Origin of the sequence: Roseovarius sp. (genome assembly GCF_965228755.1) — a bacterium.
In the GTDB taxonomy this organism is placed as follows: domain Bacteria; phylum Pseudomonadota; class Alphaproteobacteria; order Rhodobacterales; family Rhodobacteraceae; genus Roseovarius.
Map to the genome: position 1 here is coordinate 116,110 of NZ_CBDDIG010000008.1, position 26,834 is coordinate 142,943.

General features: G+C 68.3%; 25 protein-coding genes and 2 riboswitches. Of the genes, 8 read left to right on the forward strand and 17 right to left on the reverse strand.

Annotation, left to right across the window (positions count from 1 at the left end):
* Positions 1-5: 5 nt before the first annotated feature.
* Complete coding sequence (locus ACO07J_RS14355) at positions 6-944, reverse strand: LysR substrate-binding domain-containing protein (RefSeq protein WP_422030134.1); 939 nt, start codon at positions 942-944, stop codon at positions 6-8.
* A 222-nt stretch (positions 945-1,166) separates the two neighbouring features.
* Between ACO07J_RS14355 and ACO07J_RS14360 the strand changes: the two genes are divergently transcribed.
* The 4 genes from ACO07J_RS14360 (at position 1,167) to ACO07J_RS14375 (ending at position 4,773) form a co-directional block, all read left to right on the forward strand.
* Entirely contained in the window at positions 1,167-1,352 is a 186-nt protein-coding gene (locus ACO07J_RS14360; protein WP_422030136.1) for a hypothetical protein, read from the forward strand.
* 164 nt (positions 1,353-1,516) lie between these two features.
* Positions 1,517-2,899, forward strand: a complete 1,383-nt coding sequence (locus ACO07J_RS14365; protein ID WP_422030138.1) for an MmgE/PrpD family protein — start codon at positions 1,517-1,519, stop codon at positions 2,897-2,899.
* Positions 2,896-3,870: a D-2-hydroxyacid dehydrogenase gene (locus tag ACO07J_RS14370; protein WP_422030140.1), complete on the forward strand. Its 975-nt coding sequence runs from the start codon at positions 2,896-2,898 to the stop codon at positions 3,868-3,870. The genes ACO07J_RS14365 and ACO07J_RS14370 overlap by 4 nt, the downstream gene beginning before the upstream one ends.
* 12 nt (positions 3,871-3,882) lie before the next feature.
* Complete coding sequence (locus ACO07J_RS14375; protein WP_422030142.1) at positions 3,883-4,773, forward strand: dihydrodipicolinate synthase family protein; 891 nt, start codon at positions 3,883-3,885, stop codon at positions 4,771-4,773.
* Between the two features lie 90 nt (positions 4,774-4,863).
* Here the strand turns inward: ACO07J_RS14375 and ACO07J_RS14380 are convergent, their stop codons facing one another.
* The 10 genes from ACO07J_RS14380 to ACO07J_RS14425 form a co-directional block, all read right to left on the reverse strand.
* A complete protein-coding gene (locus ACO07J_RS14380) occupies positions 4,864-6,192 on the reverse strand; it encodes a M16 family metallopeptidase (protein ID WP_422030144.1) in 1,329 nt (442 codons plus the stop codon).
* Entirely contained in the window at positions 6,189-7,520 is a 1,332-nt protein-coding gene (locus ACO07J_RS14385) for a M16 family metallopeptidase (protein ID WP_422030146.1), read from the reverse strand. Before ACO07J_RS14385 ends, ACO07J_RS14380 begins: the two co-directional genes overlap by 4 nt.
* Positions 7,521-7,631: 111 nt before the next feature.
* The gene (locus tag ACO07J_RS14390) at positions 7,632-8,156 is read right to left on the reverse strand and encodes a DUF3035 domain-containing protein (protein ID WP_422030148.1); all 525 of its coding nucleotides are present in this window, start codon (positions 8,154-8,156) and stop codon (positions 7,632-7,634) included.
* A 54-nt stretch (positions 8,157-8,210) separates the two neighbouring features.
* The gene (gene lspA, locus ACO07J_RS14395) at positions 8,211-8,681 is read right to left on the reverse strand and encodes a signal peptidase II (protein WP_422030150.1); all 471 of its coding nucleotides are present in this window, start codon (positions 8,679-8,681) and stop codon (positions 8,211-8,213) included.
* 28 nt (positions 8,682-8,709) lie between these two features.
* Positions 8,710-10,299 carry a bifunctional phosphoribosylaminoimidazolecarboxamide formyltransferase/IMP cyclohydrolase gene (purH, locus tag ACO07J_RS14400; RefSeq protein WP_422030152.1) on the reverse strand — a complete coding sequence of 530 codons (1,590 nt, stop codon included), beginning with the start codon at positions 10,297-10,299 and terminating at the stop codon, positions 8,710-8,712.
* Positions 10,300-10,326: 27 nt separating this feature from the next.
* Positions 10,327-12,069, reverse strand: coding sequence for a heparinase II/III family protein (locus tag ACO07J_RS14405; RefSeq protein ID WP_422030154.1), 1,743 nt, complete (start codon positions 12,067-12,069; stop codon positions 10,327-10,329).
* Between the two features lie 121 nt (positions 12,070-12,190).
* Positions 12,191-12,325: an aa3-type cytochrome c oxidase subunit IV gene (locus tag ACO07J_RS14410; RefSeq protein ID WP_422030156.1), complete on the reverse strand. Its 135-nt coding sequence runs from the start codon at positions 12,323-12,325 to the stop codon at positions 12,191-12,193.
* A gap of 114 nt (positions 12,326-12,439) precedes the next feature.
* A complete protein-coding gene (locus tag ACO07J_RS14415) occupies positions 12,440-12,895 on the reverse strand; it encodes a DUF6173 family protein (RefSeq protein WP_422030158.1) in 456 nt (151 codons plus the stop codon).
* A 7-nt stretch (positions 12,896-12,902) separates the two neighbouring features.
* Positions 12,903-13,952 (reverse strand): MBL fold metallo-hydrolase, encoded by a 1,050-nt coding sequence (locus ACO07J_RS14420; protein WP_422030160.1) that lies wholly within the window; start codon positions 13,950-13,952, stop codon positions 12,903-12,905.
* Positions 13,949-15,667, reverse strand: coding sequence for an acyl-CoA dehydrogenase (locus ACO07J_RS14425; protein WP_422030162.1), 1,719 nt, complete (start codon positions 15,665-15,667; stop codon positions 13,949-13,951). The genes ACO07J_RS14420 and ACO07J_RS14425 overlap by 4 nt, the downstream gene beginning before the upstream one ends.
* 138 nt (positions 15,668-15,805) lie before the next feature.
* Here ACO07J_RS14425 and ACO07J_RS14430 point away from each other — a divergent pair, with 138 nt between their 5' ends.
* On the forward strand, positions 15,806-16,750 hold the full coding sequence (locus tag ACO07J_RS14430; protein WP_422030164.1) for an L-threonylcarbamoyladenylate synthase: 945 nt from the start codon (positions 15,806-15,808) through the stop codon (positions 16,748-16,750).
* 68 nt (positions 16,751-16,818) lie between these two features.
* Here ACO07J_RS14430 and ACO07J_RS14435 read toward each other — a convergent pair whose 3' ends face one another.
* Entirely contained in the window at positions 16,819-17,361 is a 543-nt protein-coding gene (locus ACO07J_RS14435; RefSeq protein ID WP_422030166.1) for an invasion associated locus B family protein, read from the reverse strand.
* A gap of 196 nt (positions 17,362-17,557) precedes the next feature.
* Here ACO07J_RS14435 and ACO07J_RS14440 point away from each other — a divergent pair, with 196 nt between their 5' ends.
* The 3 genes from ACO07J_RS14440 to ACO07J_RS14450 all read left to right on the forward strand — a co-directional run bounded on the left by ACO07J_RS14440 (position 17,558) and on the right by ACO07J_RS14450 (position 20,207).
* The gene (locus ACO07J_RS14440; protein ID WP_422030891.1) at positions 17,558-18,553 is read left to right on the forward strand and encodes an asparaginase; all 996 of its coding nucleotides are present in this window, start codon (positions 17,558-17,560) and stop codon (positions 18,551-18,553) included.
* 473 nt (positions 18,554-19,026) lie between these two features.
* The gene (locus ACO07J_RS14445) at positions 19,027-19,287 is read left to right on the forward strand and encodes an EF-hand domain-containing protein (RefSeq protein WP_422030168.1); all 261 of its coding nucleotides are present in this window, start codon (positions 19,027-19,029) and stop codon (positions 19,285-19,287) included.
* A gap of 247 nt (positions 19,288-19,534) precedes the next feature.
* Positions 19,535-19,688, forward strand: a riboswitch (FMN riboswitch).
* Positions 19,689-19,766: 78 nt separating this feature from the next.
* A complete protein-coding gene (locus ACO07J_RS14450; RefSeq protein ID WP_422030170.1) occupies positions 19,767-20,207 on the forward strand; it encodes a 6,7-dimethyl-8-ribityllumazine synthase in 441 nt (146 codons plus the stop codon).
* Here ACO07J_RS14450 and ACO07J_RS14455 read toward each other — a convergent pair.
* The 5 genes from ACO07J_RS14455 to ACO07J_RS14475 form a co-directional block, all read right to left on the reverse strand.
* The gene (locus ACO07J_RS14455; protein ID WP_422030172.1) at positions 20,204-20,902 is read right to left on the reverse strand and encodes an ATP-binding cassette domain-containing protein; all 699 of its coding nucleotides are present in this window, start codon (positions 20,900-20,902) and stop codon (positions 20,204-20,206) included. The two genes, ACO07J_RS14450 and ACO07J_RS14455, sit on opposite strands and share 4 nt — an antisense overlap.
* Positions 20,889-22,442: a thiamine/thiamine pyrophosphate ABC transporter permease ThiP gene (locus tag ACO07J_RS14460; RefSeq protein WP_422030174.1), complete on the reverse strand. Its 1,554-nt coding sequence runs from the start codon at positions 22,440-22,442 to the stop codon at positions 20,889-20,891. The genes ACO07J_RS14455 and ACO07J_RS14460 overlap by 14 nt, the downstream gene beginning before the upstream one ends.
* Entirely contained in the window at positions 22,418-23,395 is a 978-nt protein-coding gene (thiB, locus tag ACO07J_RS14465; protein ID WP_422030176.1) for a thiamine ABC transporter substrate binding subunit, read from the reverse strand. Before thiB ends, ACO07J_RS14460 begins: the two co-directional genes overlap by 25 nt.
* Positions 23,396-23,427: 32 nt before the next feature.
* Positions 23,428-23,540, reverse strand: a riboswitch (TPP riboswitch).
* Between the two features lie 72 nt (positions 23,541-23,612).
* Positions 23,613-23,948 (reverse strand): YciI family protein, encoded by a 336-nt coding sequence (locus ACO07J_RS14470; RefSeq protein ID WP_422030178.1) that lies wholly within the window; start codon positions 23,946-23,948, stop codon positions 23,613-23,615.
* Between the two features lie 670 nt (positions 23,949-24,618).
* Entirely contained in the window at positions 24,619-26,679 is a 2,061-nt protein-coding gene (locus ACO07J_RS14475) for a response regulator (protein WP_422030180.1), read from the reverse strand.
* Positions 26,680-26,834: the final 155 nt, after the last annotated feature.

Sequence of the window (26,834 nt, forward strand, 5' to 3'; positions counted from 1 at the left end):
TTCGGTCAGGCCGCTTCGGTGACGTCGAGGTTCAGCCCGGCGAGGTAGTCGCAGTCGCGGGCCGCCATGGTGGCGGCCCAGCTGCGGAAGGCCGCGACCTTGGGCTCGTGCCACTTGTCGCGCGGGCCGAGGATCGAGATGCCGCCCATGGGCGAGGGGCAGACCATGTCGGGAAGCGGCATGACGAGGGTGCCGCCCTCGAACTCCTCGCGGCAGAGGACGATGTCGCCCATGACGATGCCGGTGCCCATGACGGCGGCCTTGGCGGCGATGTCGAGGTTGGGGAAATCGTCGCCCGAGGCCGGGTCGACGCCGGTGACGCTGAACGCCTCGAGCCAGTCGCGCCAGTCGAGATGGGTGGACGTTTCGTGCAGGAGCACGTGGCGGGCGAGATCCTGTGGCGTGTCGAACCAGGGTTTGCCGGCCAGCAGCGCGGGCGCGCAGGCCGGGGTGAGGTAGACCGGGAAGAGGGTTTCCGAGACGATGTCGGGCGCGCGGGTGGGCCAGTGTTCGCAGGAGAAGCCGATGTCGAACTCGGTCATGTCGAAGCCGAGATGGCCGTGGAAATCGGTGGTGAGGCGAACGCGGATCTCGGGGTGGGCGCGGCGGAAATCCTCGAGCCGGGGGATCAGCCAGCGGATCGAGGTGGCCGGTGGGCAGATGATGCGCAGGTCGCCGGTGTCGGCGGTCAGCCGGTCGGTTTCGCGGCGGATCAGGGCGAAGGCCTCGGACAGCGCGGGCAGGAGCTGTCGGCCCGCGTTGGTCAGCCGGACGCCCTTGGACTGCCGGACGAAGAGTTGCACGCCGAGATGATCCTCGAGCTGGCGGACGTGGCGGCTGATGGCGCCGCGGGTGACGTGAAGCTCGTCGGAGGCGCCGATGAAGCCCTCGTGGCGGGCGGCGGCCTCGAACGCGCGCAGGGCGTTGAGCGGGGGCAGGGGCATAAGGCGGGTCCAAGGATCAATTTCTGTGATCCATGGTACGAGAAAGCCTGATTTGATTGCAAGCGTGGCGCTGGGGTAATCTGAGGGCAGGTTCACCCTATTTGCCGGATTATCGCCATGAATACCGCAAACCCTGCCAGTTTCTCGTTCCCCGCCTCGCCCGGATCGCGGCGGAGGTTGCCGTTCGGGGGATGGAGGAAACCTGATCCTAAGACGGGAGCGGTGCGAGGGCTGGCGGAGGCACTGGAACGGCTGGCGCTGACCTCGCCGCATCTGCTGGCCGATATGGGGTTCGAGATGGATGGCGGCGCGGCGAGCCCGACGCGCACGGTGTGGCGGCGGGGGCGGCTGAGCGTGACGATCGAGCGGGGGGATGTGGCGGAGGTGCGTGTCGAGACCGGAGGCTGAGCGCTTGACGGGGTGACATTTGCCCGCGCGCGACGGCGCGTGTCGCAAATGACATGGATTTGCGCCGTGCGCTCCGGAAGGATCGGGGGGAAAGGAGGGCCTGCCATGACAGATGCCCCTGTGTTTCCGACCGTCTTTCTCGTTAATTCCGAAAGGTCCGTGCGATGAACCGCCCGCTGAGCCCGGTGGCCCGGCCCGGGGCGGAGCAGATCGCGCGGATCGCGGGGTTCGCGCTGGACCGTGACCTGGCTGTGCCGGAGCACGTGATGCGCCATGCGGCGACGTTGCTGATCGACACGCTGGGCGTGGCGGCGGGGGCGACGCGGCTGAAGGTGGGGCGGATCGCGCGGGATTACGCGGTGGATTTCCACGGGGCGGGCGCGGGCCGGTATGCCGCGCCGATGCTGTTCGACGGGCGGGTGGTGAGCATGCCGGGCGCCGCCTGGGCGCTGGCGACGCAGATCGACAACCTTGATGGGCATGACGGGTATTACCCGACGAAGGGGCATATCGGCTGTGCCGTGGTGCCGGCGCTGTTTGCCTATGCCGAGCGGCATCCGGAGCTGACCGGGCCTCAGGCGTTGCGGGCGATGGTGATGGCCTACGAGGTGGCGACGCGGGCCGCCGTGTCGCTGCACGGGACGGTGAGCGATTACCATACCTCGGGCGCGTGGAACGGGCTGGGGGTGGCGGCGCTGGGCTGTCATCTGGAGAATGCGGGGACGGAGGTGCTGCGCCACGCGCTGGGGATTGCGGAGTATCACGGGCCGCGCAGCCAGATGATGCGGGAGATCGACAACCCGACGATGCTGCATGACGGCTCGGGCATGGGGGCGCTGGTGGGGGTGAACGCGGCGCTTCTGGCGATGCGGGGCTTTACCGGGGCGCCGGCGATCACGGCGGAGGCGCCGGAGGTGGCGGCGTACTGGGACGATCTCGGGGCCGAGTGGACGGTGGCGGAGAATTACATCAAGCCCTATCCGAGTTGCCGCTGGGGCCATCCGGCGGTGGATGCGATGCGGAAACTGCGGGAGGCGCACGGGTTGACCGCCGAGCAGGTGGCGGCGGTCGAGGTGCGGACGTTTGACGAGGCGGCGCGGCTCTATGCCGGGATGCCGGAGACGACGACGCAGGCGCAGTATTCGCTGCACTACGTGGTGGCGGTGATGTTGCAGCATGGCACGCTGGCGCCCCGGCACGTGGCGGATGAGGGGCTGGTTGATGCGGAGGTTGCGGCGATCATTCCACGGATCACGGCGGTGGCGACGGACAGGCACAATGCCCGCTTTCCCGCGGGGCGCTGGTCGGATATCGAGGTGACGCTGAGGGATGGGCGAAAGCTGCACTCGGGCGATGTGCCCGCCAGTGGCGGCCCCGGCGCGTGGCGCACCGATGCCGAGGTCGAGGCGAAGTTCCACGATTTCTGCGAGGGCGTGCTCTCCCCGGCCCGCATCCGCGCGATCTGGGCGATGCGGGACGCAATGCTGGACGACACGGTGACGCTGGCCGACCTGGCGCGGCTGGTCACCCCGGAAGGAGACGCATGAGCAGGGACGCCCCGAGGGTTATCATCATGAACGACGCCGCCGGGCCGATGGCGGCACGGTTGCGCGAGGCCGTGCCGGAGGCGGAGGTGGCCGTGGTGTCGCGGTACGAGGAGACCGAAGCGGTATTGGCCGAGTTCCGGCCGGACGTGGTGTATTCCATCAAGTTTGCCGGGAATGACGGGTTTCCGGTGGAGGCGCTGTTCGGGCCGGAGGGACCGGAATGGGTGTCGGTCGGGGGGTCGGGGTGCGATCACCTTGGCACTTGGGATGCCGGGCGGGTGACGGTGACCAACTCGGCGGGCGTGGCCGCGCATATGATGGCGGAATATGCCTTTGGCTGTGCGCTGCATTTCAGCCTCGATTTCGCGGGGCTGGCGAAGGACAAGGCGTCGCGGCGGTGGGACAGGGCGCGGATGATGGCGCCGCTGAAGGGGCGGACGCTGCTGATCGTGGGGCTGGGCCAGACCGGGCAGGCGGTGGCCGCGCGGGGGCAGGCGTTGGGGATGCACGTGATCGGCACAAGGGCGCGGCCGGAGCCGATGGATAACCTCGACGAGGTGCATGCGGCGGATGATCTGCCGGGCCTGTGGGGGCGGGCGGACATGATCGTGGTCGCCGTGCCGCTGCTGCCCTCGACGCGGGGCATGATCGGGGCGGCGGATTTCGCGGCGATGAAGCGCTCGGCGGTGCTGGTGGATGTGTCGCGCGGGGGCGTGATCGACGGAGAGGCGCTGTTGGCGGCGTTGCAGGAGGGCGAGATCGCCGGGGCGGGGCTCGATGTGTTCGCCGAGGAGCCGCTGCCGGAGGAGAGCGCGTTCTGGGATCTCGACAACATCATCCTGTCGCCGCACGCGTCGGGGGTGTACGAGGGGTGGGAGCTCAATTCGTTCGACATGTTCATCGAGAATTTGAAGCGGTGGCAGAAGGGCGAGGCGTTGCGGAACGTGGTCGACCCGGCGCGCGGATACTGAGGAGATAAGCCCATGGCAGAGCGGTTTCGCGGCGTGATCACGCCGATCCTGACGCCTTACAACGACGATTACGGCATTGCAGAGGAGCTGTATCTTGAGCATGCCGGCGCCTGCCTGAAGGGCGGGGCGCATTACATCTCGCCGTTCGGGACCACGTCGGAGGCGCTGAGCCAGTCGATGCGGGAGCGGATGGCGATGGTGGAATTGCTGGCGAGTTCCGGCACCGCAAGGCCGGGGCAGATGATGCCGGGCACGGGGCTGTGCAACATGGAGGAGACCGAGACGCTCTGCCGGCATGCGGTGGAGCTGGGCTGTGCGGCGGTGATGGTGCTGCCGCCGTTCTTCTTCGTGAATGCGGGCGACGAGGGGCTGTACCGGTATTTCAGCGGGCTGATCGAGCGGGTGGGGTCGGACCGGTTGAAGGTGTGCCTCTACCACATTCCGCAGATGGCGGGGATCGGGATAACGCCGGCGCTGGCCGCCCGGCTGAACGAGGCGTTTCCGGAGGTGGTGGTGGCCTACAAGGACAGCTCGGGCAACTGGGAAAATACGAAGGCGGTGATCGAGGCGGCGCCGGGGATATCGGTGTTTCCGGGGTCGGAAAGTTTCCTGGTGGAGGCAGGCAAGCTGGGCGGGGGCGGGTGCATCTCGGCCAGTTGCAATTCGAACGTGGCGGCGATCCGGGGGGTGTATGACCTTGTCGAGGCGATGAAGTGGGAGGCGGCCGAGGCGGCGCTGGGGTCCGTGAACGTGCATCGCAAGGCGGTGCAGGATGGCGGGCTGATCCCGGCGCTGAAGGCGTTGAAGGCGTACCGGTCGGGGGATCGGCGGTGGCTGAACCTGCGGCCGCCGCTGGAGAATGCGGACCCGGCGCTGGGCGAGAGGCTGGCGGCGACGCTTTAGGGGGGTGCCGGAATTTTGGAAAAATCCGGGGTAGAAAATTCGAATTTTCTACCCCGTTTTCCGCGCGGAAAACGTGTCCCCGCGCCCCGGTCAGTTGATCGTCGAGTCGAGCCCGTCCGGCTGGCCCACGACCACGAAGGTGAGCTTCTCGGGGTCGAGCCATTCGCGGGCGACGCGGTTCACGTCTTCCAGCGTCACGGCGTTCATCTTGTCGTTGCGTGTGGCGATGTAGTCGCGGGGCAGGCCGTCGACCTGCATGCCGACCGCGATGTCGGCGATGGGGCCGTTGCCGTCGAAGCGGAGGGGGTAGGCGCCGGTGATGTAGGTCTTGGCGTCTTCCAGTTCCTCGGCGGTCACGCCCTCTTCCTTGATGCGGGTCCACTGGTCGCGGATGACCTCGATCGCCTCGGCGACGCGGTCATTGGCCGAGGAGACCGAGCCGATCCAGGTTTGCGCGTTGTCCTTGAGCGAGAGGTAGGAATAGACGCCGTAGGTGAGGCCGCGTTTCTGGCGCACCTCGGTCATCAGCCGGGATGAGAAGCCGCCGCCGCCGATGATGTGGTTGAGGATGTAGGCGGCGAAGAAATCGGGGTCGTCGCGTTCGATGCCGGGCTGGCCGAAGATCACGGCGGATTGCGGGGTCTCGTAGTCGATGACCTTGACGCCGCCGGGCATGTTGGTGTCGGCCGCGCCGGGCAGGGGCGCGCCGGTGGCGGGCAGGTCGCCGAGGAGGTCGTCGAGCAGGGTGGCCAGTTCGTCGGCGGTGATGTCGCCCACGGCGCTGACATAGACCCGGTCGCGGGCGAAGACGGCCTTGTGCGCGGCCTGGATATCCTCGCGCGTGAGGCTGCCGACGCTGTCGATTGTGCCGTCCTCGGGGCCGCCATAGGGGTGATCGCCGAAGACCAGTTCGGAGAAGGCGTGGCGGACGATCTCGTCGGGGTCCTTCAGGCTGGATTGCAGGATCGAGATCACCTGTGCCCGGACCCGTTCGATGGCGGGCGGGTTGAAGGCCGGCTGCACGAGGCTGCCGCGGAGGAGGTCGACGGCCTCGTCGCGGGTTTCGGTCAGGAAGCGGGCCGAAACGCTGACGGCGTCGTCGCTGGCCTGGTACGAGAACTCGGCCGCGAGCGATTCCGCGGCGCGGGCGAAGGCGCGGGAATCCATGTCGCCGTTGCCCTCTTCCAGCAGGGCGGTCATCAGGCTGACCGCGCCGTCCTTGCCCTCGGCGTCGAGCGAGGTGCCGCCGCGAAAGCGCAGTTCCAGCGCGACGAAGGGAAGGGAGTGTTCCTCGACCAGCCAGGCCTCGATGCCGCCGGGGGTGGTGACCTCCTGGATGTCGACCTCGGCCCGGGCGGGCAGGGCCATGGCGAGGGCCACCAGCATCGCCGGGACGAACAGGATCCTTGCAAAGCTCATTGGGTCACCTCCGGTGCCTTCATCCAGCCGGTCACGGCCTTGTCGCGGTTGAATACCTTGCGGGCGGCGGCGAGCACGTCGTCGGCGGTCACCGCCTGGAGCACGTCGGGCCAGGCCTGCACGTCCTCGACCGTCAGCCCCTGGGTCAGGGCCCGGCCATAGCGGTTCGCCACCTGGTTCACGTCGTCGCGGGCATAGATCTCGTCGGCCTTGAGCAGGCGCTTGATGCGGTCGAGCTGGTCCTCGTTGATGCCCTCTTCGAGGAAGCTGGCGATCACGGCGTCCATGGCGTCCTCGATCTCCTGCAGGGTGACGCCGGCGGCCGGCGCGACGATCAGGTCGAAGGTGGTGTCGTCGAGCGACTTGCCGTTGTAATAGGCCGAGGTGTAGACCGCCTTGCTTTCGTCGAACTGCAGCTTTTCGGACAGCAGCGAGGTGATGCCGCCGCCGAGGATCTCGGCCAGCACGGTCAGCGCGGCAGCCTCGTCCTGCTTGCCGCTGTCACGCTCGGGGGCGAGGTAGCTGCGCATCACGTAGGGCTGGCCGACGCGGGGATCTTCGTAGATCAGCCGGCGTTCGGCCATCTGGCGGGGTTCCTGCGGGCGGGCGCGTTCGGGCAGGTTGGGGTTGCGGGGCAGGGCGCCGTAATACGTCTCGGCCAGCGCCTTGACCTCTTCGGGTTCGACATCGCCGGCGACGATGAGGACCGCGTTGTTCGGCGCATAATAGGTCTGGTAGTAGTCGAGCGCGTCGCGCAGGTCGAGCTCGCGCATCTCGTGCTGCCAGCCGATGATCGGCACGCCGTAGCGATGGTTGAGATACTGCGCCGCGGTGGCCTGTTCGCGGAAGAGGGCGCCCGGGTTGTTCTCGACCCGCATGTTGCGTTCCTCGATGATCACGTCGCGTTCGGTGGCGATGACCGACTCGTCAAGCTGGAGGTTCACCATGCGATCGGCCTCCATCTTCATCATCAGTTCGAGGCGGTCGGCGGCGACGCGCTGGAAATAGGCGGTGTAATCGAAGCTGGTGAAGGCGTTGTCGCGCCCGCCGTTGCGGGCGACGGTGGCGGAGAATTCCCCGTCGGCCACCGTTTTGGTGCCCTTGAAGAGCAGGTGTTCGAGGAAATGCGCAACGCCCGAGACGCCGGGCTTTTCATCGGCGGAGCCGGCCTTGTACCAGACCATGTGGACGACCACGGGGGCACGGTGATCCTCGACCACGACGACCTCCATCCCGTTGTCGAGCCTGTAGGACGTGACCTGTTCGTCGGCCTGCGCCGGTACCGCCGCCGTGAGGATCACGGCGAGCATGGCCAGAAATCTCGTCATGGCCTGTCTCCCTGCCATCAATTCGCTTCGCCCCACGCCTATACTAGCGAAGATACGGGCGTACCATCGCAATTCAATCGATCTGAACGGGTTGTGAATGGGGCGCGGAGCCTAGCGCGAAGGCGGCGGTGCCGTCGGCGTGATGACGCCGGCGTTGCGCATGCGGCGCTGTTCGGCCTCCGAATCGAGCCATTGCCGCTTGTAGGCGTCGGTATAGTTGTCGCGCGGCCCGATGCGCAGAATGTTGCGGCGGCCATAGCTGCGGCGGACTTCGCTGTCTTCCACGCGCAGGCGCTGGCGGATCGCCGGATCGGTGCCGTAGCGCGAGGCGTGACGGACGAGGCCGGCATCGTTGGCCGAGATCCCGGTGTCGGCCGTGGCCGCCGGGTTGCCGCCGAGGGCGGCGATGCCGTCGGCCTTGGTATTATGGTCGGTGCGGTTGCCGGCGCCGGGTTGCGGCGTGGGCAGGGCGGAATAGCTTTCGGGGGCCTCGAGCGGCTTGCCGGGGGCGATCGCGAACTCGTCCGGCCCGTCGCCGGTGTTGTTGAACCGGGTCAGCGTGAAATCGCGGTCGCGCGCACAGGCGGCCACGGCCAGCACCAGCCCAACCATCATGATCTTTCGCGGCAAGCTCATTCCGCCAATCTCCTGCAATCGTCGTGCCGTGTCTAACCCATCGCGTGGGAAAGGTCACGCGGCCTTTTTCTCGCCCGTGAATATTACCATACCGACGGCCCCGGCGAAAACAGCGATATCGGCCACGTTGAAGGCATAGGGGTTGTCGATGCCGCAGCAGGACATGTTGAGGAAGTCGGCGACCGCCCCGTAGACCAGCCGGTCGACCACGTTGCCCATCGCCCCGCCGATCAGCAGGCCGGCGGAGATGTGCTGCCAGAGGCCGCCGGGTTCGCGGCGGATCCACCAGATCACCACGCCCGAGATCACCAGCGCGATGGCGATGAGGATCCAGCGGGTGGTGTCGGTGTTGCCCTGGAAGAGGCCGAAATTGATGCCGTAGTTCCACGCCATCCGGAAGTTGAGGAGGGGCGGCAGGATGTCGATCTCGCGCAGGCGGTCGAGTTCGAGGATGTGGACGACCCAGTATTTCGACACCTGGTCGATCAGGAAGGTGATGATCCCGGCGATGATCACGGTGCGCATTGTCGTTCTCCTGCCCTGTTGGCGGGGTTCAGTGCCGGAAGTGGCGCATGCCGGTGAGGACCATGGCGAGCCCGGCCTCGTCGGCGGCGGCGATCACGTCGTCGTCGCGCATCGAGCCGCCGGGCTGTATGACGGCGGTCGCCCCGGCCTCGGCCGCGGTGAGCAGGCCGTCGGCGAAGGGGAAGAAGGCGTCGGAGGCCACCACGCTACCTTGCGTGAGGGGGGCGTCGAGGCCGAGTTCCCTGGCCATGTCCGCCGATTTGCGGGCGGCGATGCGGCAGCTGTCGACGCGGCTCATCTGGCCCGCGCCGATGCCGACGGTGGCGCCGTCCTGAACGTAGACGATGGCGTTGGACTTGACGTGTTTCGCCACTTTCCACGCAAACAGCATGTCGGCCATCTCGCGGTCCGACGGCGCGCGCTTGGTGACGACGCGGAGGTCGGTCACGTCGACCTGGCCGGTGTCCTTGTCCTGCACGAGGAAGCCGCCGGAGACCTGCTTGATGGCGAGGAGGGAGGCGGTGGGGCTGGCGAGCTTGTCGGTGGTCAGCAGGCGGAGGTTCTTCTTGGCGGCGAAGATGGCCCTGGCGTCGTCATCGGCGCCGGGGGCTATGACCACCTCGGTGAAGATCTTGGCGATCTCCTCGGCGGTTTCGCCGTCGAGGGGCTGGTTGAGGGCGATGATGCCGCCGAAGGCGCTGGTGCGGTCGCAGTCGAAGGCGCGCCTGTAGGCGTCGCGGAGGGTCGGCCCCTGGGCCACGCCGCAGGGGTTGGCGTGCTTGATGATGGCGCAGGCGGGGCCCTCGTCGGTGGGGTATTCGCTGACCAGCTCGAAGGCGGCGTCGGTGTCGTTGATGTTGTTGTAGCTGAGTTCCTTGCCCTGGTGCTGGGTGGCGGTGGCCACGCCGGGGCGGGCGGTTCCGTCTTTGTAGAAGGCGGCGGACTGGTGCGGGTTCTCGCCATAGCGGAGGGTTTGCGCGAGCGTGCCGCCGAAGGCGCGACGGCGGGGGGTCTTGTCGCCCAGCGCCTGAGCCATCCAGCCGGAGACGGCCGCGTCATAGGCGCCGGTGCGGGCATAGGCGGTCAGCGCGAGGCGCTGGCGGAATTCGTAGGTGGTCTGCCCGTCATTGGCGTCGAGCTCGTCCAGCAGCGGCTGGTAATCCTCGACATCGACGACGACCGAGACGAAGGCGTGGTTCTTGGCCGCCGCGCGGATCATGGCCGGGCCGCCGATATCGATGTTCTCGATGCAGGTGTCGTAATCGGCGCCCTTGGCGACCGTTTCCTCGAACGGGTAGAGGTTGACGACCAGAAGGTCGATCGGGCCGATGCCGTGCTGTTCCATGGCCGCCACGTGATCGGCGTTGTCGCGCAGCGCCAGCAGGCCGCCATGGACCATCGGGTGCAGGGTTTTCACGCGGCCATCCATCATCTCGGGGAAGCCCGTCACATCGGCCACGTCGCGCACGTCGAGCCCGGCCTCGCGCAGGGTCTTGGCGCTGCCGCCGGTCGAGAGCAGCTCGACCCCGCGTTCGGTGAGGGCCTTGCCCAGCCGGACCAGCCCGGTCTTGTCGGAAACGGAAAGCAGGGCGCGGCGAAGGGGCGCAAGATCGGTCATCGGCAGCATGTCCTTGGTCGGTTCAGATCAGGTTTCGGTCACCGGGTCGAGCCCGTCGCGCGCCAGATCGCGGATCCCGATGGGCGAGTCCTGCGGCTTGGCCAGTGACCATCTCACGCGGGTCGCATACTCCATCATGCGGCCGGATAGAACAATCTGTTTGGTCGCACGTGGCTTCAGGCGCGTTTTTTCGAGGTAAACGCTGCCTTCGATGGACATTTCGACGTTTCCGTCGACCCGCATGACCCAGATTTCGCCGCTCATCAGCGCCATCGAGGCGGCGGTGCCGCCCATGTCGAGCGAGACGTCGACATCCGGGTGCAGGTGAAAGCGGATGTCGAAGGGGATGCCCTCGAGCCCGGAGGCGTCGAGCGCCTTGTCGAAGCGTTCCTTGTCGCCCTCGTCGAGGGTGACGAGCATGTCCTCGCCCGCCAGCCCGCGCCCGTCGAAGGTGAGTTCCAGCTTGCGCACGTGGGTGAGGCCGTAGTCGCGGACATAGCCGTCATGCCCGCCCTCGAAGCGCAGCCCGTCGGAGGCGTGGCTGATCTCGATGGGCACCCGGCGGGGGGCGCTGACGAGGTAGTCGAACCCGTCGCGGGGGGCGCCGAGCCGGGCGCTGGACTGTTCGTTGAGGACGAGGGTGGAATGCGAGGGGGTGGCACGGCCGGCGCGGCGCCATTCCTGCCCGAAATTGACGCCCGAACCGCAATTGACGATCAGCGGGCGGCGGCCGGAGGTCAGCTCGAAGGCGAGGGTGGAGGCGTGGGCCTCGCCCGAGGCCTTGCCCTGGGGCGGCGGGGCGGCATCGACGATGACGCTGGTGCGGCCGGCGCTGAGCCGGAGGAAGCCCATGGAGAGGCCGTTCGCCGCGCGGCTTTTCACGCCGCTGTTGGCCAGCGCGTGGTCGAGCCGGCCTTCCAGCCCCTTGCCGCCGCCGTGGAAGCGGGCCAGCCCGCCATCGGCGTGGCGCAGGGTGCGCAGGGTCGGGGCGATGCGTTCGATGGCCGACCAGTGGGCGTTGCTGACGCCCTTGCCGGATTCGCCCAGCGCGACGGCGGCCCATGTCAGCAGGGTGAAGACCTCGAGCAGTTCCTCGGGGTTGCGGGTGGGAAGGCCGCCCTGGGCGTCGATCTGCTCGGTGCATTCGCGGCCCAGCGCGGTAACGGCGGGGTCGACCTGGCCTTCCATGCCTTCGAGCGAGATGCCGGCATAGATCAGCCCGGTCAGCGCCTCGAAGCGCGGCAGGCCGGGGGAGGTGGCGGACCAGCGGCGGCCGAGGAAGACGGTCTGCGCCGCCATCGACCGGTAGAAGGCGTGGGAGTGTTCGCTGCCCAGCCCGTTGAGCAGGAAGAAGGCGTGGCTGATCCAGCGGATCAGGCGGCGGCCGGTGAGGTTCGGTGTCCAGCCCGGGCCGCGGCCGCGGCCGTAAAGCTCGATCCAGCCGCGGAGCCATTCCTGGGCACGGGCGCGGGCCGTGGCGTCACCGGCGGCGACGAGATCGTCGAGCCAGCCGAACCCGTGCAGCGCCTCGGCGAAGGCGTGGTCGGGCGGGGTGAGCTCCCACATGTCGGTGTCGGGCTGCTGGAGCAGGTGGCCGGCGAAGAGGAAATTGCCGGCGGCCAGCTGGCGCCCGCGGGCATAGCTGCCGATGGTGCGGGGTTCGGGGCGCGAGACGAAGGCCGTGGCGGGCCGGCCCAGCACCGCCCTGCGGGCGGCGACCCGGTTCTGGAACCGCGTCCAGCGCGCGGTCAGCTTTTCCGCTGTTGCCATGCCTTGATGCCTCTTCACGCTCTTCTCGGCGCCGTTTGGCCGAGTATAGCGCGGGAGCGAGGTCAAGTCACGGCGGATTGCGGCCTGCCGGTGGTGCTTTCGGGAAAAGGCCGGTGGCGCGTCAGGCGTTGACCAGCGCCATGAAGATCAGCACGACGACGATCAGAACGCAGTTCCACGCCGTGAAACGGATGAAGCCCTCGAAGGTCTTCTCCTGGTCCTGGATATCCATTTCGCCATGTTTGTGGTCAGCCATCTGGGGTCGTTCCCTGCTTGGAAATTACGCGGTCGGAGGTGTGGATAGCGCATTTGCCGGGGGCTGTCACCACCCTGTGCGCCCTGTGGCCCGAAATGTCGCAAGCGGCGGGGGTCAGGCGGTTTCGAGGTCTTCCACCAGGCGGAAGCCGATGCGGTTGGGCTCGACGTGGTCGATCTTCTTCGGCAGGGCACGCAGCATGACGCTGAGCTGGGTGACGTGCTGGATGAGCTGGGTTTTCACGCCGCCCGCGTCGCTGCCGTAGAAGGTGACGATGTCGGGGTCGAAAAAGCCCATCCCCTCGATCCGGATGACGCCGGTGTCGCCGCCGGCGAAGCCGATGGCGATCTCGTGCTCGTTGTCGAGGGTCTTCTCGAAGTTCTGGATATAGAGGATCAGCCGCTCATAGGCCCATTGCGCCTCGCTCTTTTCCTTGACGGGGGAGAGGCGGACGCCCGCGGTCACGTCGCGCCCGCCCTTGCAGGTCTCGGGGTCGGCATGAACCTCGTGACAGCGCGGGATGGCGGCGTCTTCGGCGGCCTCGGCCGCGGTTCTGATTTCGTCGTCCATGGTCGTCTCACTCCGGGCTGCTCTGCCAAAGCCAGGCGCCATCGTCGCGGCGGCGGCGCGTGATTTCGCCAGCGTGGTGGAGATGATTGAGATGTGCAACCGTCTCGACCAATGCAAGACCGTAGATGCCCGCGTCGATCGGGCGTTTGAAGAGCGGGGGGAAGCATTCGGCGGCGGTGCGGGGCTCGGCCAGGTGGGCGCGGAGGCGGTCGAGCGCGCCGTGGTGGTTCTCGATGAGCTGGCGCATCCGCATGGGCAGGCCGAGGAAGGGCCGCTTGTGGCCGCTGAGAACGAGGTGATGTTCGCGGGCGAGTGAGCGGAAGCGGCCGCAGGCTTCCAGCCAGTCGGCGACGGGGTCGGCCTCGGGCTCGGTGGGGTGGACGCCGATATTGGGGCTGATGGAGGAGATGATCTGGTCGCCGGCGATGACGAGGTTGTCGTCGCGGCTCCAGAGGGTGAGGTGCTCGGGGGCGTGGCCGTTGCCGATATGGATGTCCCATGTGCGGCCGCCGGCGCGGAGCGTGTCGCCTTCCTTGACGCGGGTGTAGCCGACCGGGAGGGGGTGGCAGACATCGGAGAAGTTGAAGGGGCGTTCGGCCTTGCGGCTCTCGTAAATCTCGGGGTCCATGCCGGCGGCGCGCCAGAAGGCGAGGGCCTGGGGGGTGGGTTCCTCCTCGGTGTCGAGGATCAGCATCCGGGAGAAGAGCCAGGCGGTGCGGGTGGTGATCAGCTCGGCCCCGAAACGCTCCATCAGCCAGCCGGCCATGCCGACATGGTCGGGGTGGTGGTGGGTGAGGATGATGCGCGTGACGGGTTTTCCGGCGAGCGGCCCGGTGAGCAGCCCCTCCCACAGCGCGACGCTGTGAGAGGTCTTCATGCCGGTGTCGACCACGGTCCAGCCGTCGCCGTCATCCAGCGCGTAGATGTTGACGTGGTCGAGCGCCATGGGCAGGGGCAGGCGGATCCAGAGCACGCCCGGCGCCACCTCGAGGGCGGCGCCGTTTTCCGGCGGATCGGGAAAGGGGTAGCGCAGGGTCTGGTTCGGGCCGTCCGTCATGCGACGAGGTCGTCCGGTGTCAGCGCGTAGAGGTCTTCCGATCCGGCGGTGGCGTGGGCGATGTGGCCCGCGTGCTCGGGCAGGAGGCGCTTGATGTAGAAGCGCGCCAGCCGGGTGCGCTTGCCCTCGCCGCCCTCGGCCGAGGCGGCGCAGAGGTGGAAATGGCCGCCCAGCACCCGCGCCCAGGCCCGCAGGAAGGGGACGGAGCCGGCGAAGCGGTCGGTCATGTTCTTTTGCGCGACCATCCACTCGGTCGCCTCGCGCAGGGATTCGGTGGCGTTCCACACCGGCTCGGCCAGCTCGGGCAGGGTGCTCCGCGCGCTTTCGGCGTGGCGCTCGATCTCGTCGAGCAGGGCATAGGCGGCTTCGCCCCCGTCCATCAGCTTGCGGCCGGCAAGGTCCATCGACTGGATGCCGTTGGTGCCCTCGTAGATGGCGGTGACGCGGACGTCGCGGGCATACTGGGCGGCGCCGGTTTCCTCGATATAACCCATGCCGCCATGCACCTGGATGCCGAGATCGCTGACCGCGATGCCGGTATCGGTGCCGAAGGCCTTGGTGATGGGGGTGAGGAAGGCGGCGCGGGCGGCCCAGTCGGGCTTGCCGGTGGCGTGGGCCATGTCGATCGCCACGGCATTGGCCAGCGCGATCGCGCGGGCGGCGGCGGTTTCGGCCTTCATGGTGGTCAGCATCCGGCGCACGTCGGCGTGGTCGATGATGGTGCCGGTGCCGTTCTCGACGGGCGTCTTGCCCTGGCTGCGCTCCTGGGCGTAGGTGATGGCGTGCTGCAGCGCGCCCTCGGCCGCGCCGATTCCCTGGACGCCGACGCCGAGGCGGGCGTTGTTCATCATGGTGAACATGCAGCGCATGCCGTCATGTTCCTCGCCGATGAGCCAGCCCTGGGCGCCGTCATACTGCATCACGGCGGTCGGGCTGCCATGCAGGCCCATCTTGTGCTCGAGGCTGACGACCTTGAGGTCGTTGGGTTTGCCGGGGGCGCCGTTCTCGTCGGGGATGTGCTTGGGCACGAGGAACAGGCTGATCCCCTTGGTGCCGGGCACGCCGTCGGGCAGGCGGGCGAGGACGAGGTGGCAGACATTCTCGGTGAAGTCGTTGTCGCCCCAGCTGATATAGATCTTCTGGCCGGTGATGGCGTAGGAGCCGTCGCCGTTGGGCTCGGCCCGGGTGCGAAGGGCGCCCACGTCGCTGCCCGCCTGCGCCTCGGTCAGGTTCATGGTGCCGGACCATTCGCCGGAAATGAGCTTGGGCAGGTAGGTGTCGCGAATCGCGTCGCTGGCGTGGTTTTCCAGCGCCTCGATCTGGCCCTGGGTCATCAGCGGGTTGAGCTGCAGGCTGAGGCAGGCGCCGCTCATCATCTCATTAACGGCGGTGGTCACGGCCATGGGCAGGCCCATGCCGCCGTTTTCCTGAGAGGCGGAAATCGAGACCCAGCCCCCCTCGGCAATGGCCTTGTAGCCCTCGTCGAAGCCCGGGCTGGTGCGGACGACGCCGTTCTCGAGCCGGGCGGGGTGCAGGTCTCCCTCGCGTTGCAGGGGGGCGAGCACCGCTTCGCACATGCGGCCGGCCTCGTTGAGGATGGCGGTGACCATGTCGGGCGTGGCGTCGGCGAAACGCTCGGTCGCGGCGACGTCCTCGAGTTTCACGACATGGGAAAACAGGAAGTTGAATTCCTCGACAGGGGCGCGATAGGGCATCGAAAATCTCCTGATCCTGGCGGTTCCGCCAGCCGGGGCGGCTTGGCTTCGCGGGTGGCGGCCTTTATGCAGTCGGCGTACAGATAGCCTAGCCGGTGCCGGACTTCCATCAACCAAAACGCCGCGTCAGAGTTGATCATGACTGTTGAAACCGCCCTTCTGAATGCCGACCCGGACGGGTACGCAAGCGCCGCCGAGCTGCTGCGCGGCGGGGCGCTTGTCGCCTTCCCGACCGAGACGGTTTACGGGCTGGGGGGCGACGCGACGAACGACATGGCGGTGGCGCGGATCTTCGAGGCAAAGGGGCGGCCGCGGTTCAACCCGCTGATCGTGCATGTGGACGGGGTGGAGACGGCGCAGGAGTTCGTGGAGTGGCCGCACGAGGCAGACGTTTTGGCGAGCGCGTTCTGGCCCGGGCCGCTGACGCTGGTGCTGCCGATCAAGGCGGGGACGGGGATATCGGGGCTGGTGACGGCGGGACTGCCCTCGCTGGCGGTGCGGGTGCCGGCCAACCCGGTGGCGCGGGCGTTGCTGCGGGAATTTGGCGGGCCGGTGGCGGGGCCGTCGGCCAACCCGTCGGGGCGGATCAGCCCGACGACGGCGGCGCATGTGGCGGCCGGGCTGGGCGGGCGGATCGCGGCGATTTTGGGTGGCGGGGCCTGTGACGTGGGGGTGGAATCGACCATCGTCGGGCTGACGGGCGCGCCGGTGTTGCTGCGCCCCGGCGGGCTTCCGGCGGAGGCGGTGGAGCAGGCGCTGGGCGCGCCGCTGGCGCGGCATGGCGCGGGGGATGCGGTGACGGCGCCGGGGCAGTTGGCCTCGCATTATGCGCCGGGGGCGACGGTGCGGCTCGAGGCCGAGAGGCGGGAGCCGGGCGAGGTGTTGCTGGGGTTCGGGCAGGTGGCGTGTGATCTGAACCTGTCGGCCTCGGGCGACCTGACCGAGGCGGCGGCGAACCTGTTCGCGCATCTGCACGCGCTGGACGAGACCGGCCAGCCGATTGCGGTGTCGCCCATTCCCGATCGGGGGTTGGGCCGGGCGATCAACGACCGGCTGCGCCGGGCCGCCGCGCCGCGGGAATAGGAAAGGGCGCGTCACCCGGAGGGGTGCGCGCCCTTGGTACGTTCTTGAGACCTGGCCGGGTCAGGCCGTTACTGGCAGCGTTTCTCGGCCTCTTCGACCGCCGCGGTGAAGCCCAGCAGCGAGAAGGTATCCTTGGTCGTGGTGCCCCGGCTGGAGCGCGCGGTGAGCACCGCGTCGGTGCCGCGCTTGAGGGCGGCGATGATCTTGGCATCGTCCGCCGTGCTGGCCGGCCAGGCCCATTCGCCCTCGGTGAACAGCTCGAACTCGGTGTCGCCGACATTGAGGTTGACGGTCGAGCCGGAGGCGAAGGGATAGCCGCCGGTGAAGGTGAGCTGGCCATCGACGCCGGCATCGGGGCGGTAGAAGGTCATCAGCAGGATGTCGCCCCGCCGCACCGCGACCACGCGGCCATCCTTGGTGTTGACCGTTTCGGTCGGCGAGGACACGGCCCAGCATTCGCGCGGGTCGTTATCCTCGAACACGCTCCATGCCGTGTTCGCGGCGACCTGGTTGGTGCTTTCTTCCTGCGCAGCCGCGCCGGTGGCGGTAACTGCAAGCAGGGCGCCCGCCAGAAGGCGCAGGGCAGTCAGACGTCCTATCGGTGATCCCATTCTATCCAGCCTCCAAAGCTGTCCTTGGCCTCAAATTCTTCAACCGCCCGCGCCGCTTACCGGATTTATCTTGCGGGTCGGCCATTTTCCCTCGACATTGCAATATTAGCCTGAAAGTGACGAGACATGAAAGGATCAATTGGCAAGTTTTCGCGCGCCCTCGCGAGGGTGTGAACCCTTGCCGGAAAGGTGAATGATGACAGGCCCTGCCCCCCTGACCGAAATCTGGCGCGGACCGCTGGCGGAGAGCCGGCATAATGGTCACGCGGTGATCTGCGACGCCAAGGGCGAGATCGTGGAGGCCTGGGGCAACCCGGAGGAGCCGGTGTTGCCGCGTAGTTCGGCCAAGATGATCCAGGCGCTGCCGCTGGTGGAAAGCGGGGCGGCGGCGAAGCATGGGCTGAGCGCCGAGCGGCTGGCGCTGGCCTGCGCCTCGCATAACGGGGCGGCGATCCATACCGAGCGGGTCAACGCGTGGCTGGCGGAGCTGGGGCTGGCGGACGGGGATTTCCGCTGTGGCCCGCAGATGCCGGATGACGAGGAGGCGCGGTACGGGCTAATCCGGGCGCATGAAGAGCCCTGCCAGGTGCATAACAACTGTTCCGGCAAGCATGCCGGGTTCCTGACGCTGGCGCGGCACCTGGGCGCCGGGCCGGAGTATGTCGAGGCGGAGCACCCGGTGCAGAAGGCCTGCCTGGCCGCCTTCGAGGAGGTGACGGGGGAGGCCAGCCCCGGCTACGGGATCGACGGGTGTTCGGCGCCGAATTTCATCACCACGGTGCATGGCATGGCCCGGGCGATGGCGCGGTTTGCCACCGCCAAGGAAGGTGCGGATGCGCGGCAGGGTGCGCAGCACCGGCTGTGGCAGGCGATGGTGGCGCATCCGGAACTGGTGGCGGGCGAGGGGCGGGCCTGTACCGAGCTGATGCGGGCCTGTACCGAGCCGGTGGCCTTGAAGACCGGGGCGGAGGGGTTTTTCGTCGCCATCCTGCCGAGCCGGGAGATGGGGATTGCCCTGAAGGTGGCCGACGGGGCGACGCGGGCGGCGGAATGCACGATTTCGGCGCTGCTGGTGCGGCTTGGCGTGCTCGACCCGCTGCACCCGGCGGCGCGGCGGTTCCTGAACGCGCCGATCTACAACCGGCGGGGGATCGAGACCGGGCGGATCAGGCCGGCGGAGGGGTTGTTGTAAACACACCTGTCGGGGGAGGCTGCCGGGCGAGCGCCTGCCCGTGGGGAGGCGCTGCAACGGTATTGGTTGGCAGTTTATGGTGCCGAGTTCATCTGCCCTAAGAACGTAGCGCTCCATGTCAAAAGCGCCTGCCCGCCGGGACGGGCCGGCGCTCGCCCGGCGCCGCGCAAAAGCGCGGCTTTGTTCCGGGCGTGTGGCAGTTTCAACCGTAAGGGCGTTCGTTTTCGCACCGTGGCTGGTGTGGCCGAGCGTTTCCGCCTATTCCCGCGTGCCCGTTCCGCAGGTTCCCGCCGTCAGGCGCGCTCATAGCGGCTCATGGCAATCTCTTGCTGATCGGAAAGGCCGGTTTGGGCTCTTTCCCGCAGGTTCGGGGGTGTCCTGTCGATCGCCGCAGACAAGTGGCTTTCGGGTCACCATGTTCTGTGGACGAGAGCACCACTCTCGGAAAGCAGAAACCGAAAAGGAACGTTTTCATGTTCAAGAAACTGACATCTGCAGGCCTCATCCTCGCACTTGTCGCGCCGACCGCCGTGCTGGCGGAAGACGCGGCCGCGTCGATGGATGCCGATGGCGACGGCGCCGTCACCATGTCGGAGTTCAACGAGGCCATGCCCGATGCGGGCACCGAGGTCTTTGCCGAGATCGATGCCGACGCCAACGGTGCCTTGAGCGAAGAGGAAATCACGGCAGCGACCGAAGCGGGCGTTCTGCCGGACATGAATTCTCGGGGCTAGGGCGGATACGTTCCTCCTCCCGAGTTCCCGGAGGGAGCGTGCGGTCATCTACGCAGGCGCGCCCAGCCCTGAGGCCGGTCAAGGACACCCCCAAATCCCGACCGGCGAATGGCTTTAACCAGCCAGCGCCTGTGCAGCTACATCTGGTTTGACAGCGCACTACTCCGGGTCGGATGCCGCGTCGCCACTGGCGGCGCGGCATCTTATTTCTGGGCTTGCCGGGGCTCCGGTTTTCCAACATCATCGACCACGTTCTCAGGGCGGGGTGCAATTCCCCACCGGCGGTAAGGGGCATCTGCCCCAAGCCCGCGAGCGCACCGGGGCCTCATGGCTTCGGTGGTCAAGCAGATCCGGTGCGATTCCGGAGCCGACGGTGACAGTCCGGATGGAAGAGAACGCCGGGTTTCAGGGGTTTCCCCTGCCTTTCCCGTCGTCCTGCGCCTTGGGTGAGAAGTGTCGATGATGGAAAGGAGCACCCCATGACACGCACCCGATACGCCTTTATCAAGGCCAACTGGCATGCCGAGATCGTCGATCAGGCGCTGGCCGGTTTCTGTGAGCTTATCCCCGAAAGCGAGGTCGATGTCTTCGACGTGCCCGGCGCGTTCGAGATGCCTTTGCTGGCGCGTGACCTCGCGCGGACGGGGCGCTATGCCGCCGTTGCCGCGGCGGCCTTCGTGGTGGATGGCGGGATCTATCGCCACGACTTCGTGGCGCAGGCCGTGGTGGACGGGCTGATGCGGGCGGGGATGGACAGCGACGTTCCGGTCCTGTCGGTGTCGCTGACGCCGCACCAGTACCAGGAGACGGCGCATCACACCGCGATCTTCAAGGCGCATTTCGTCGAGAAGGGGCGGGAGGCGGCGCGGGCCGCGCTGATGATCGGCAAGACCCGCGAGGGGTTGAGCGCGGCGGCCTAGGCGTCACCCAGGTAGGCGCGCAAGGCCTCGGGCGGATCGGCGAAGAGCCGGTCCGTCGCCACCGGGGGGTGGGCCTTGCCGCCTGTCACCAGGATCACCTCGTCGGCGACGCGGCGGGCGTCGTCGGGTTCGTGGCTGACCATCAGGACGGTGGCGCCGGTTTCGCGGGTCAGTTCCGCCACGAGGTCGAGCATCTCGGTCTTGAGCGCCGGGCCGAGGGCGGCGAAGGGTTCGTCCAGCAGGAAAATCTCGCGGTGCTGCACCATGAGGCGGGCCAGGGCCACGCGCGCCCGCTGGCCGCCGGAGAGCGCGCCGGGTTTGCGGGGGCCGAGGCCTTCGAGGCCGACGCGGGTGAGGGCGGCGTCGATGCGGGTTTTGTCTTCCGGCGAGAGGCGGAGGCGGGGGTCGAGGCCGAGGCCCACGTTCTGGGCGGCGGTCAGGTGGGGGAAGAGGTTGCCGTCCTGGAACAGCATGGCGACGGGGCGCTGGCCGGGTTCGGTGCCGGATAAGGGGTTGGCGTTCCAGGTGATTTCGCCGGAGGTCAGCGGCAGGAAGCCGGCGACGCCTTCGAGCAGGGTGGTCTTGCCGCCGCCGGAGGGGCCGATCACCGCGACGATCCGCCCGGTATAGACCGAGAGATCGGCGGCGAGGTGGAAACCGCCATTGTCGATGGTGCAATCGTCAAACTTCAGCATGGTGGCGGCCTCCCTTGTCGAGAAGCCAGAAGGTGCCGACGGAGAGGAGGAGAAGCAAGAGCGCGCCGCCCGCCGCCGCCTCCATCTGGTAGGCGCCCATGAGGCGGTAGATCTGGAGCGGCAGGGTGGCGATGTCGGGGTCGGCGAAGAGGGTGATGACGCCGAGATCGCCGATGGAGAGGGCCATGCCGAGGCCGGCGGCAAATCCGATCTGCGCCCGCATCCGGGGCAGGAACACCCGCCAGAGGAAGGGGACGTTTGCCATGTCGAGCGAGAGGCCGAGCTTGCCGTAGCGCTCGACGATGCCCCGGGCGCGGGGGACGAGGATGCGCATGGCGAAAGGCAATGAGATCAGGGCGTTGACGAGGGCGGTGACGGGCAGGGCCAGCAGGAACGGGTCGGCGATGGGGCGGATCAGGATGAAGAGCCCGGTGCCGATGACGAGGGGGGAGGCGGCGAGGCCGAGGAGGCCGGCGAGTTCGATGGCGTGGCGGCCGGTGGCGATGGCGGCGGCCATGGGGAGGGCGGCGAGGAGGAGGAGCAGGGTGGAGGCGGTGGCGACGAGGAGGGAGACGCCGGCGGCCTTCCAGACGACGAAGGGCAGGCCCGCAAAGCCGGGCACGCCCGAGGCGACGATGGCCCCGAGCGGGAGCAGCAGGAAGGCTGCTGCGAGGGCGATCCAGACCGTGTCGGTCGTTATCGCCAGTGTCGTGCGCCCGTCCCAACGTCTTAACGAACGGTCAAGGCCGGTGCCGAATCCGGTGCCTTGCGCCAGTCGAATCGCCACCATCGCGGCGCCCGTGGCGAGCAGAATCTGCAGGCCCGACAGCAATGCCGCGCGGCCAAGGTCGAATTCAAACCTGAAGGCCTGGTAAATGCCGAGTTCTATGGTGGTCGCTTTCGGCCCGCCGCCGAGGGTGAGGGCGACGGCGAAGCTGGTGAGGCAGATGGCGAAGACCACGGCCAGCGCGCCGGGCACGACCTGTCGCAGCAGGGGCCATTCGATCAGGCGGAACATGGCGGGGGCGTCGAAGCCCAGCTGGGCGGCGAGGCGGAAGCGTTCGGCCGGCACCTCCTGCCAGCCCTGGAGGATGAGGCGGGTGGCGAGCGGCAGGTTGAGGAAGACATGGGCGAGCACGACGCCATGCAGGCCGTAGATGCGGATCGGGTCGAGGCCGAAGAGGCCGAGAAGCTGGCTGATCAGGCCGGCGCGGCCGAAGACCTCGAGCAGGCCGAGGATGGCGACGATCACCGGCAGGATGAAGGGCACGCCCAGAAGGGCGATAAGGGCCGAGCGGCCGGCAAAGCGGCGGCGGGCGAGCGCGCGGGCGACGGGGATGGCGAGGCCCACGCTGAACAGGGCCGAGAGGGTGGCCTGCAGCAGGGTGAAGCGCACCGCCGCCCAGTCGGCGGCGGAGAGGCCGCCGCCGGGTTCGGCCCGCCATGCGACGGCGGCCAGCGTGCCGAGGACCAGCGCGGCGATGCAGGCCGCCGCGCCGATGCCGGGGCGCGCGCTTACTGGCTGAGCGCGGTCTGCCACTCTGACAGGGCCTCGTCACGGATGGCGGCGGCGTCCTCGGAGGACATGAGCAAGGAGGTCTCCGGCGTGATCAGGGTGTCGAAGCCCGGGGCCAGCCCGTCCTCGGGCATGACGGCGGGGTACATCCAGTTGGTGGTGGGGATGATCGACTGGAACGCGTCGGAGACCATGAATTGCAGGAACTGGTCGGCCAGCTCGGGCTGGTCGGTGTAGGCCAGCTTGGCGGCCACCTCGACCTGCATGTAATGGCCCTCGTCGAAGGGGGCGGCGGCCTTGGTGTCATCCTCTTCCGCGATCAGGTGATAGGCGGGGGAGGTGGTGTAGGAGAGGACCATGTCGGCCTCGCCTTCCATGAAGAGGCCGTAGGCTTCGGACCAGCCTTTCGTCACGGTGACGATGTTGTCGGAAAGGCCTTCCCAGATTTGCGGGGCCTCGTCGCCATAGACGGACTTGACCCAGAGGAGCAGGCCGAGGCCGGGGGTGGAGGAGCGGGGATCCTGGATCAGGATGGTCTGGTCGCTGTCGGCCAGTTCCCGGAAGCTTTTCGGCGCGTCGGTGCCGGCCTCGTGGATGAAGGCGAAATAGCCCCAGTCGTAGGGGACGAAGACCGGGTCGTCCCACGTGACGGGCATGTCGTAGGTGGCGTCGACCGAGTGTTCGGCGAAGAGGCCGGTTTCCTTGGCGGCGGCGGTCAGGTTGGTGTCGAGGCCGAGCACGATGTCGGCGTCGGAGCGTTCGCCCTCGAGGCGGACGCGGGCGAGGAGCGCCGCGCCGTCCTCGACGCCGACGAGCTTGAGGTCACAGTCGCAGACCTCCTCGAACGCCGCCTCGACCTTGGGGCCGGGGCCCCATTCGGCGACGAAACTGTCATAGGTATAGACGGTCAGTTCCGGTGTCTGGGCCGTGGCGGCCGTGGCACTCAGAATTGCCGCTGCAAATGCAAGATGCTTCATGTCATCCTCCTTTGCGGCGCGAGGGCAAGGGCGGATGCGACCTTTACCTTCCCTCCGCCGGTTCTAGCCGGTTCAGGTTCAACGGGTTCGCCGGTGGCATCTCAGCCCTTGGGCCATTGGCCCACGGGCACCCCGAGGTAGGCTGGTAACTAGGGCCAGCGGAGGGGGAAGGCAAGGGGGGCCGGGGGCGCCGGGGCGCCCGCTTCGGCCTTGCGGATCAGGCGGCGGTGGCGTGCGGGGCGGTCATCTCTCCGATCGGCGCGACCTCGACCGAGCCGCCGTCGGCGAGGATCGGGCAGCCCTTGGCGATCTCGCAGGCGGTCTCGATATCTTCGGCCTCGACGATGGTGTAGCCGGCGAGCGGATTCGTGCCGCCATTGTGGGCGATCCCGGCGCTGCGGACGGTCTTGGACCAGCCGACCCGTCCGCCCTCGTCGAGGCAGGCCTGGCCCATGACGTTCTTCCAGTCCTCCCAGCGGGCGTGCTCCTCCTGCTCGGACATCCCGGATTCTGCAGCGTTTCCGCCATGATAGGCGAGAATGTACTTCGGCATATCGTGGTCCTCCTGATGGGGTTTCAGGGGGGCAGGATATCACGGCGGGGGCGCGAGATTCAGGGCAGCGGCCGGGAGGAGGGGTTAACGGCCATATTTTGCTGGGGGATGGGTGTCGGTATCACGTCGGTATTCTGTCGGTATTGTGTCGGTGCGGGGGGGTGTGGAGGCGTTGGTTGATGTGGCGGGCGGTGCGCAACGGGGCAGATGTTGTGGGGGGTGCAACGGGGGGGTGGTTGCGATCTGTTCTCGGTTTGGTGCCGCCGGGCGAGCGCCGGTCCGTGGGGAGGCGCTGCTCCGGTTATGGATGGCATTTTATGGTGCCGAATACATCCTGCCTCTGCAACCTCGCGCTACACCTGCGAAAGCGCCTGCCCGGCGGGACGGGCCGGCGCTCGCCCGGCGCCGCGCTAAGGCGCGGCTCTGTTCCGGGCGTGTGCGATGCCGAACCGATGCGCTCTTCTCGAGCCGGGACCTTGTGCCACCGAGGCCCCGGGTCAGGCCCGGGGCGGGATGTGGAAGTTGAACGGCGGGGTGCGCCTCCGCCGGGTCCGGGGGCCGACCTACTTTTCCGCCCTGCGTGTTTTGCGTCTCCCCGTCCCGGCCCCCGAGCCGGGACCCCGCGGCGGCAGAGGCCCCGGGTCGGGCCCGGGGCGGGGTCACTAAAGGGTCAGCTTTCGCCGTTCTCCGGTTTGCCGTTCGGCTCGGTCGAGCGGCCGACGATGGTGCGCAGGGTGCGCACGTCGATCGGTTTCTGCAGGAAGGGCAGGCCCGCCACCGCCTCGATATCCTCGCGCTGGGCGGCGGAGGCGAAGCCGGACATCAGGATCACCTCGATATCCGGGTAGCGCTGGCGGATGCGGGCGGCGAGGTGGTGGCCCTGCATCTCGCCCGGCATGACGATATCGGTGAGCACGACCTCGGGCAGGGGCCCCTCTTCCAGCAGTTCGAGCGCCCTGGCCGCGTTGAGGGCGGTGCGCACGGTGTGGCCGGCGCGTTCGAGCTGGGTGGCCATGACGCGGGTGAGCGCCTCGTCGTCGTCGACGATCAGCACGCCGCGGGGCTGGGTGGTGTGGGTGATCGTCTCGGTGCTGTCCTCCGGGCCGGGCGTGGCGGTGCCCGGGGCGGCGGGGAAGGCCATGGCGACCAGCGTGCCGGTGCCCGGCGCCGAGTCGATCCGCAGCCCGCCCCCGGACTGGCGGCAGAAGCCGGCGACGGTGGACAGGCCCAGCCCGGTGCCTTCGCCCACCTTCTTGGTGGTGAAGAAGGGTTCGGTGGCCATCTCGGCCACTTCCGGGGTCATGCCGATGCCGCTGTCCTCGATGGCGAGGGTGGCGTAGGTGCCGGCGGGCAGGGTTTCGGTGCCGTGGAAGCCGGTGACGGCGGCGCCCTCGAGATGTTCGCGCCGGCCGGTGACGAGGATGGTGCCGCCCTCGGGCAGGGCGTCGCGGGCGTTGATCAGCACGTTGAGCACCGCCTGCTGCAGCGCGCCGGGATCGGCGCGGATCGTCAGGCCGGGGGTGGCGAACGCCTTGGTGAGGGTGATGTTGGCGGGACAGACCCGGCGGAACATGGCGATGGCGGTCTCGACCTCGGATTCGAGGTCGGTGAGGACCGGGCGCAGCTGCGACTTGCGGCCATAGGCGAGAAGCTGCCGGGTCAGGTCGGCGGCGCGGTTGGAGGCGCCGATCGCCTCGGTCAGGTAGGTGCGGTGCATCTTGCGGTCGGGATCCTCGGCCAGAAGCTCGAGATTGCCGAGGATGACGTTGAGCGTGTTGTTGAAGTCATGCGCCACGCCGCCCACCAGCTTGCCCAGCGCGGCGACCTTTTCGGAGCGGGCGGCGGCCAGCTCGGTCTGCTGGCGCTGCATCTCGCTGCGGAGATAGGCGGCCTCGGCCTCGGTGCTGCGGCGTTCGGCGCGGTTGGTGAGATGGGCGAAGCCGATCACCGCGGTGACGGTGCAGAAGATGATCATGAAGGTGAGCACGGCGAGGCGGAATTCGACCGTCATGATGGCGCGGTCGACCGCCTCGGCCACGACGAGGGCGAAGAACAGCGGCAGGATGATCGCCACAGGCAGGACGCGGCGGGCCATGCGGCTGCCCGGTTCGTGCGAGAGCAGCACCTCGATCCAGCCGCGGCCCGGATCGGTGAGCATGAGCGCCACGAAGATCATCACGTGCCCCAGCGCGGTGTGCAGCGCCATCATCGTGTAGAGCGGGTTGTAGAACAGGGTCTGGGCGCCGAAGACATAGCCGATCAGCGGGATGAAGGCGACGACGAGGCCGAGCGTGTCGACCGTGATCGAGGCCACGCCGAGGCGACGCGCACGCAGCAGCAGGCTGAGCCCCAGCAGGGTGGCGCAGACGGCGCTGGCCAGCGACATGCCGTCGGTGCCGCGATGCGGGTCGGGAGTGAGGCTGATGGTCTGTTCGAGGAGGATGGAGGCGAAGACGACCGCCGCCGCCAGCAGCGGGATCGGCGCCGGGTCGCCGCGGAGAAGCGCCGCGGCGCCGACCCCGCCGGCCAGCAGGGTGATGGCGGTGGCGGGCACCATGGCGGGCAGGCCCGGTGCGATGCGGCGCAGCCAGTCGATGTCGAACCCCCAGCCGAAGACCAGGACAAGCGCCGCGCCGAGCGCCGCCATGACTGCGAGGGCCAGGCCCAGGCGCGGCGGGTCGATGGCGTGGACCGTGAAGCCCGCCGCTGCATCATGTGCCTGATTCGCCATAGAATTTCCTACCACGGAGGAACAGTTCCGCGCAGTGTACAGTCTTAACCCTTGCGAGGAAACGATGTTCCTGCCGGGCGGTTAACCCTCTGCCCGCGCCCCCCCGGATTGGCGCCTTGGGGGCGGGTGCAGGGCGGCAAGGCGGCGTCCGACGG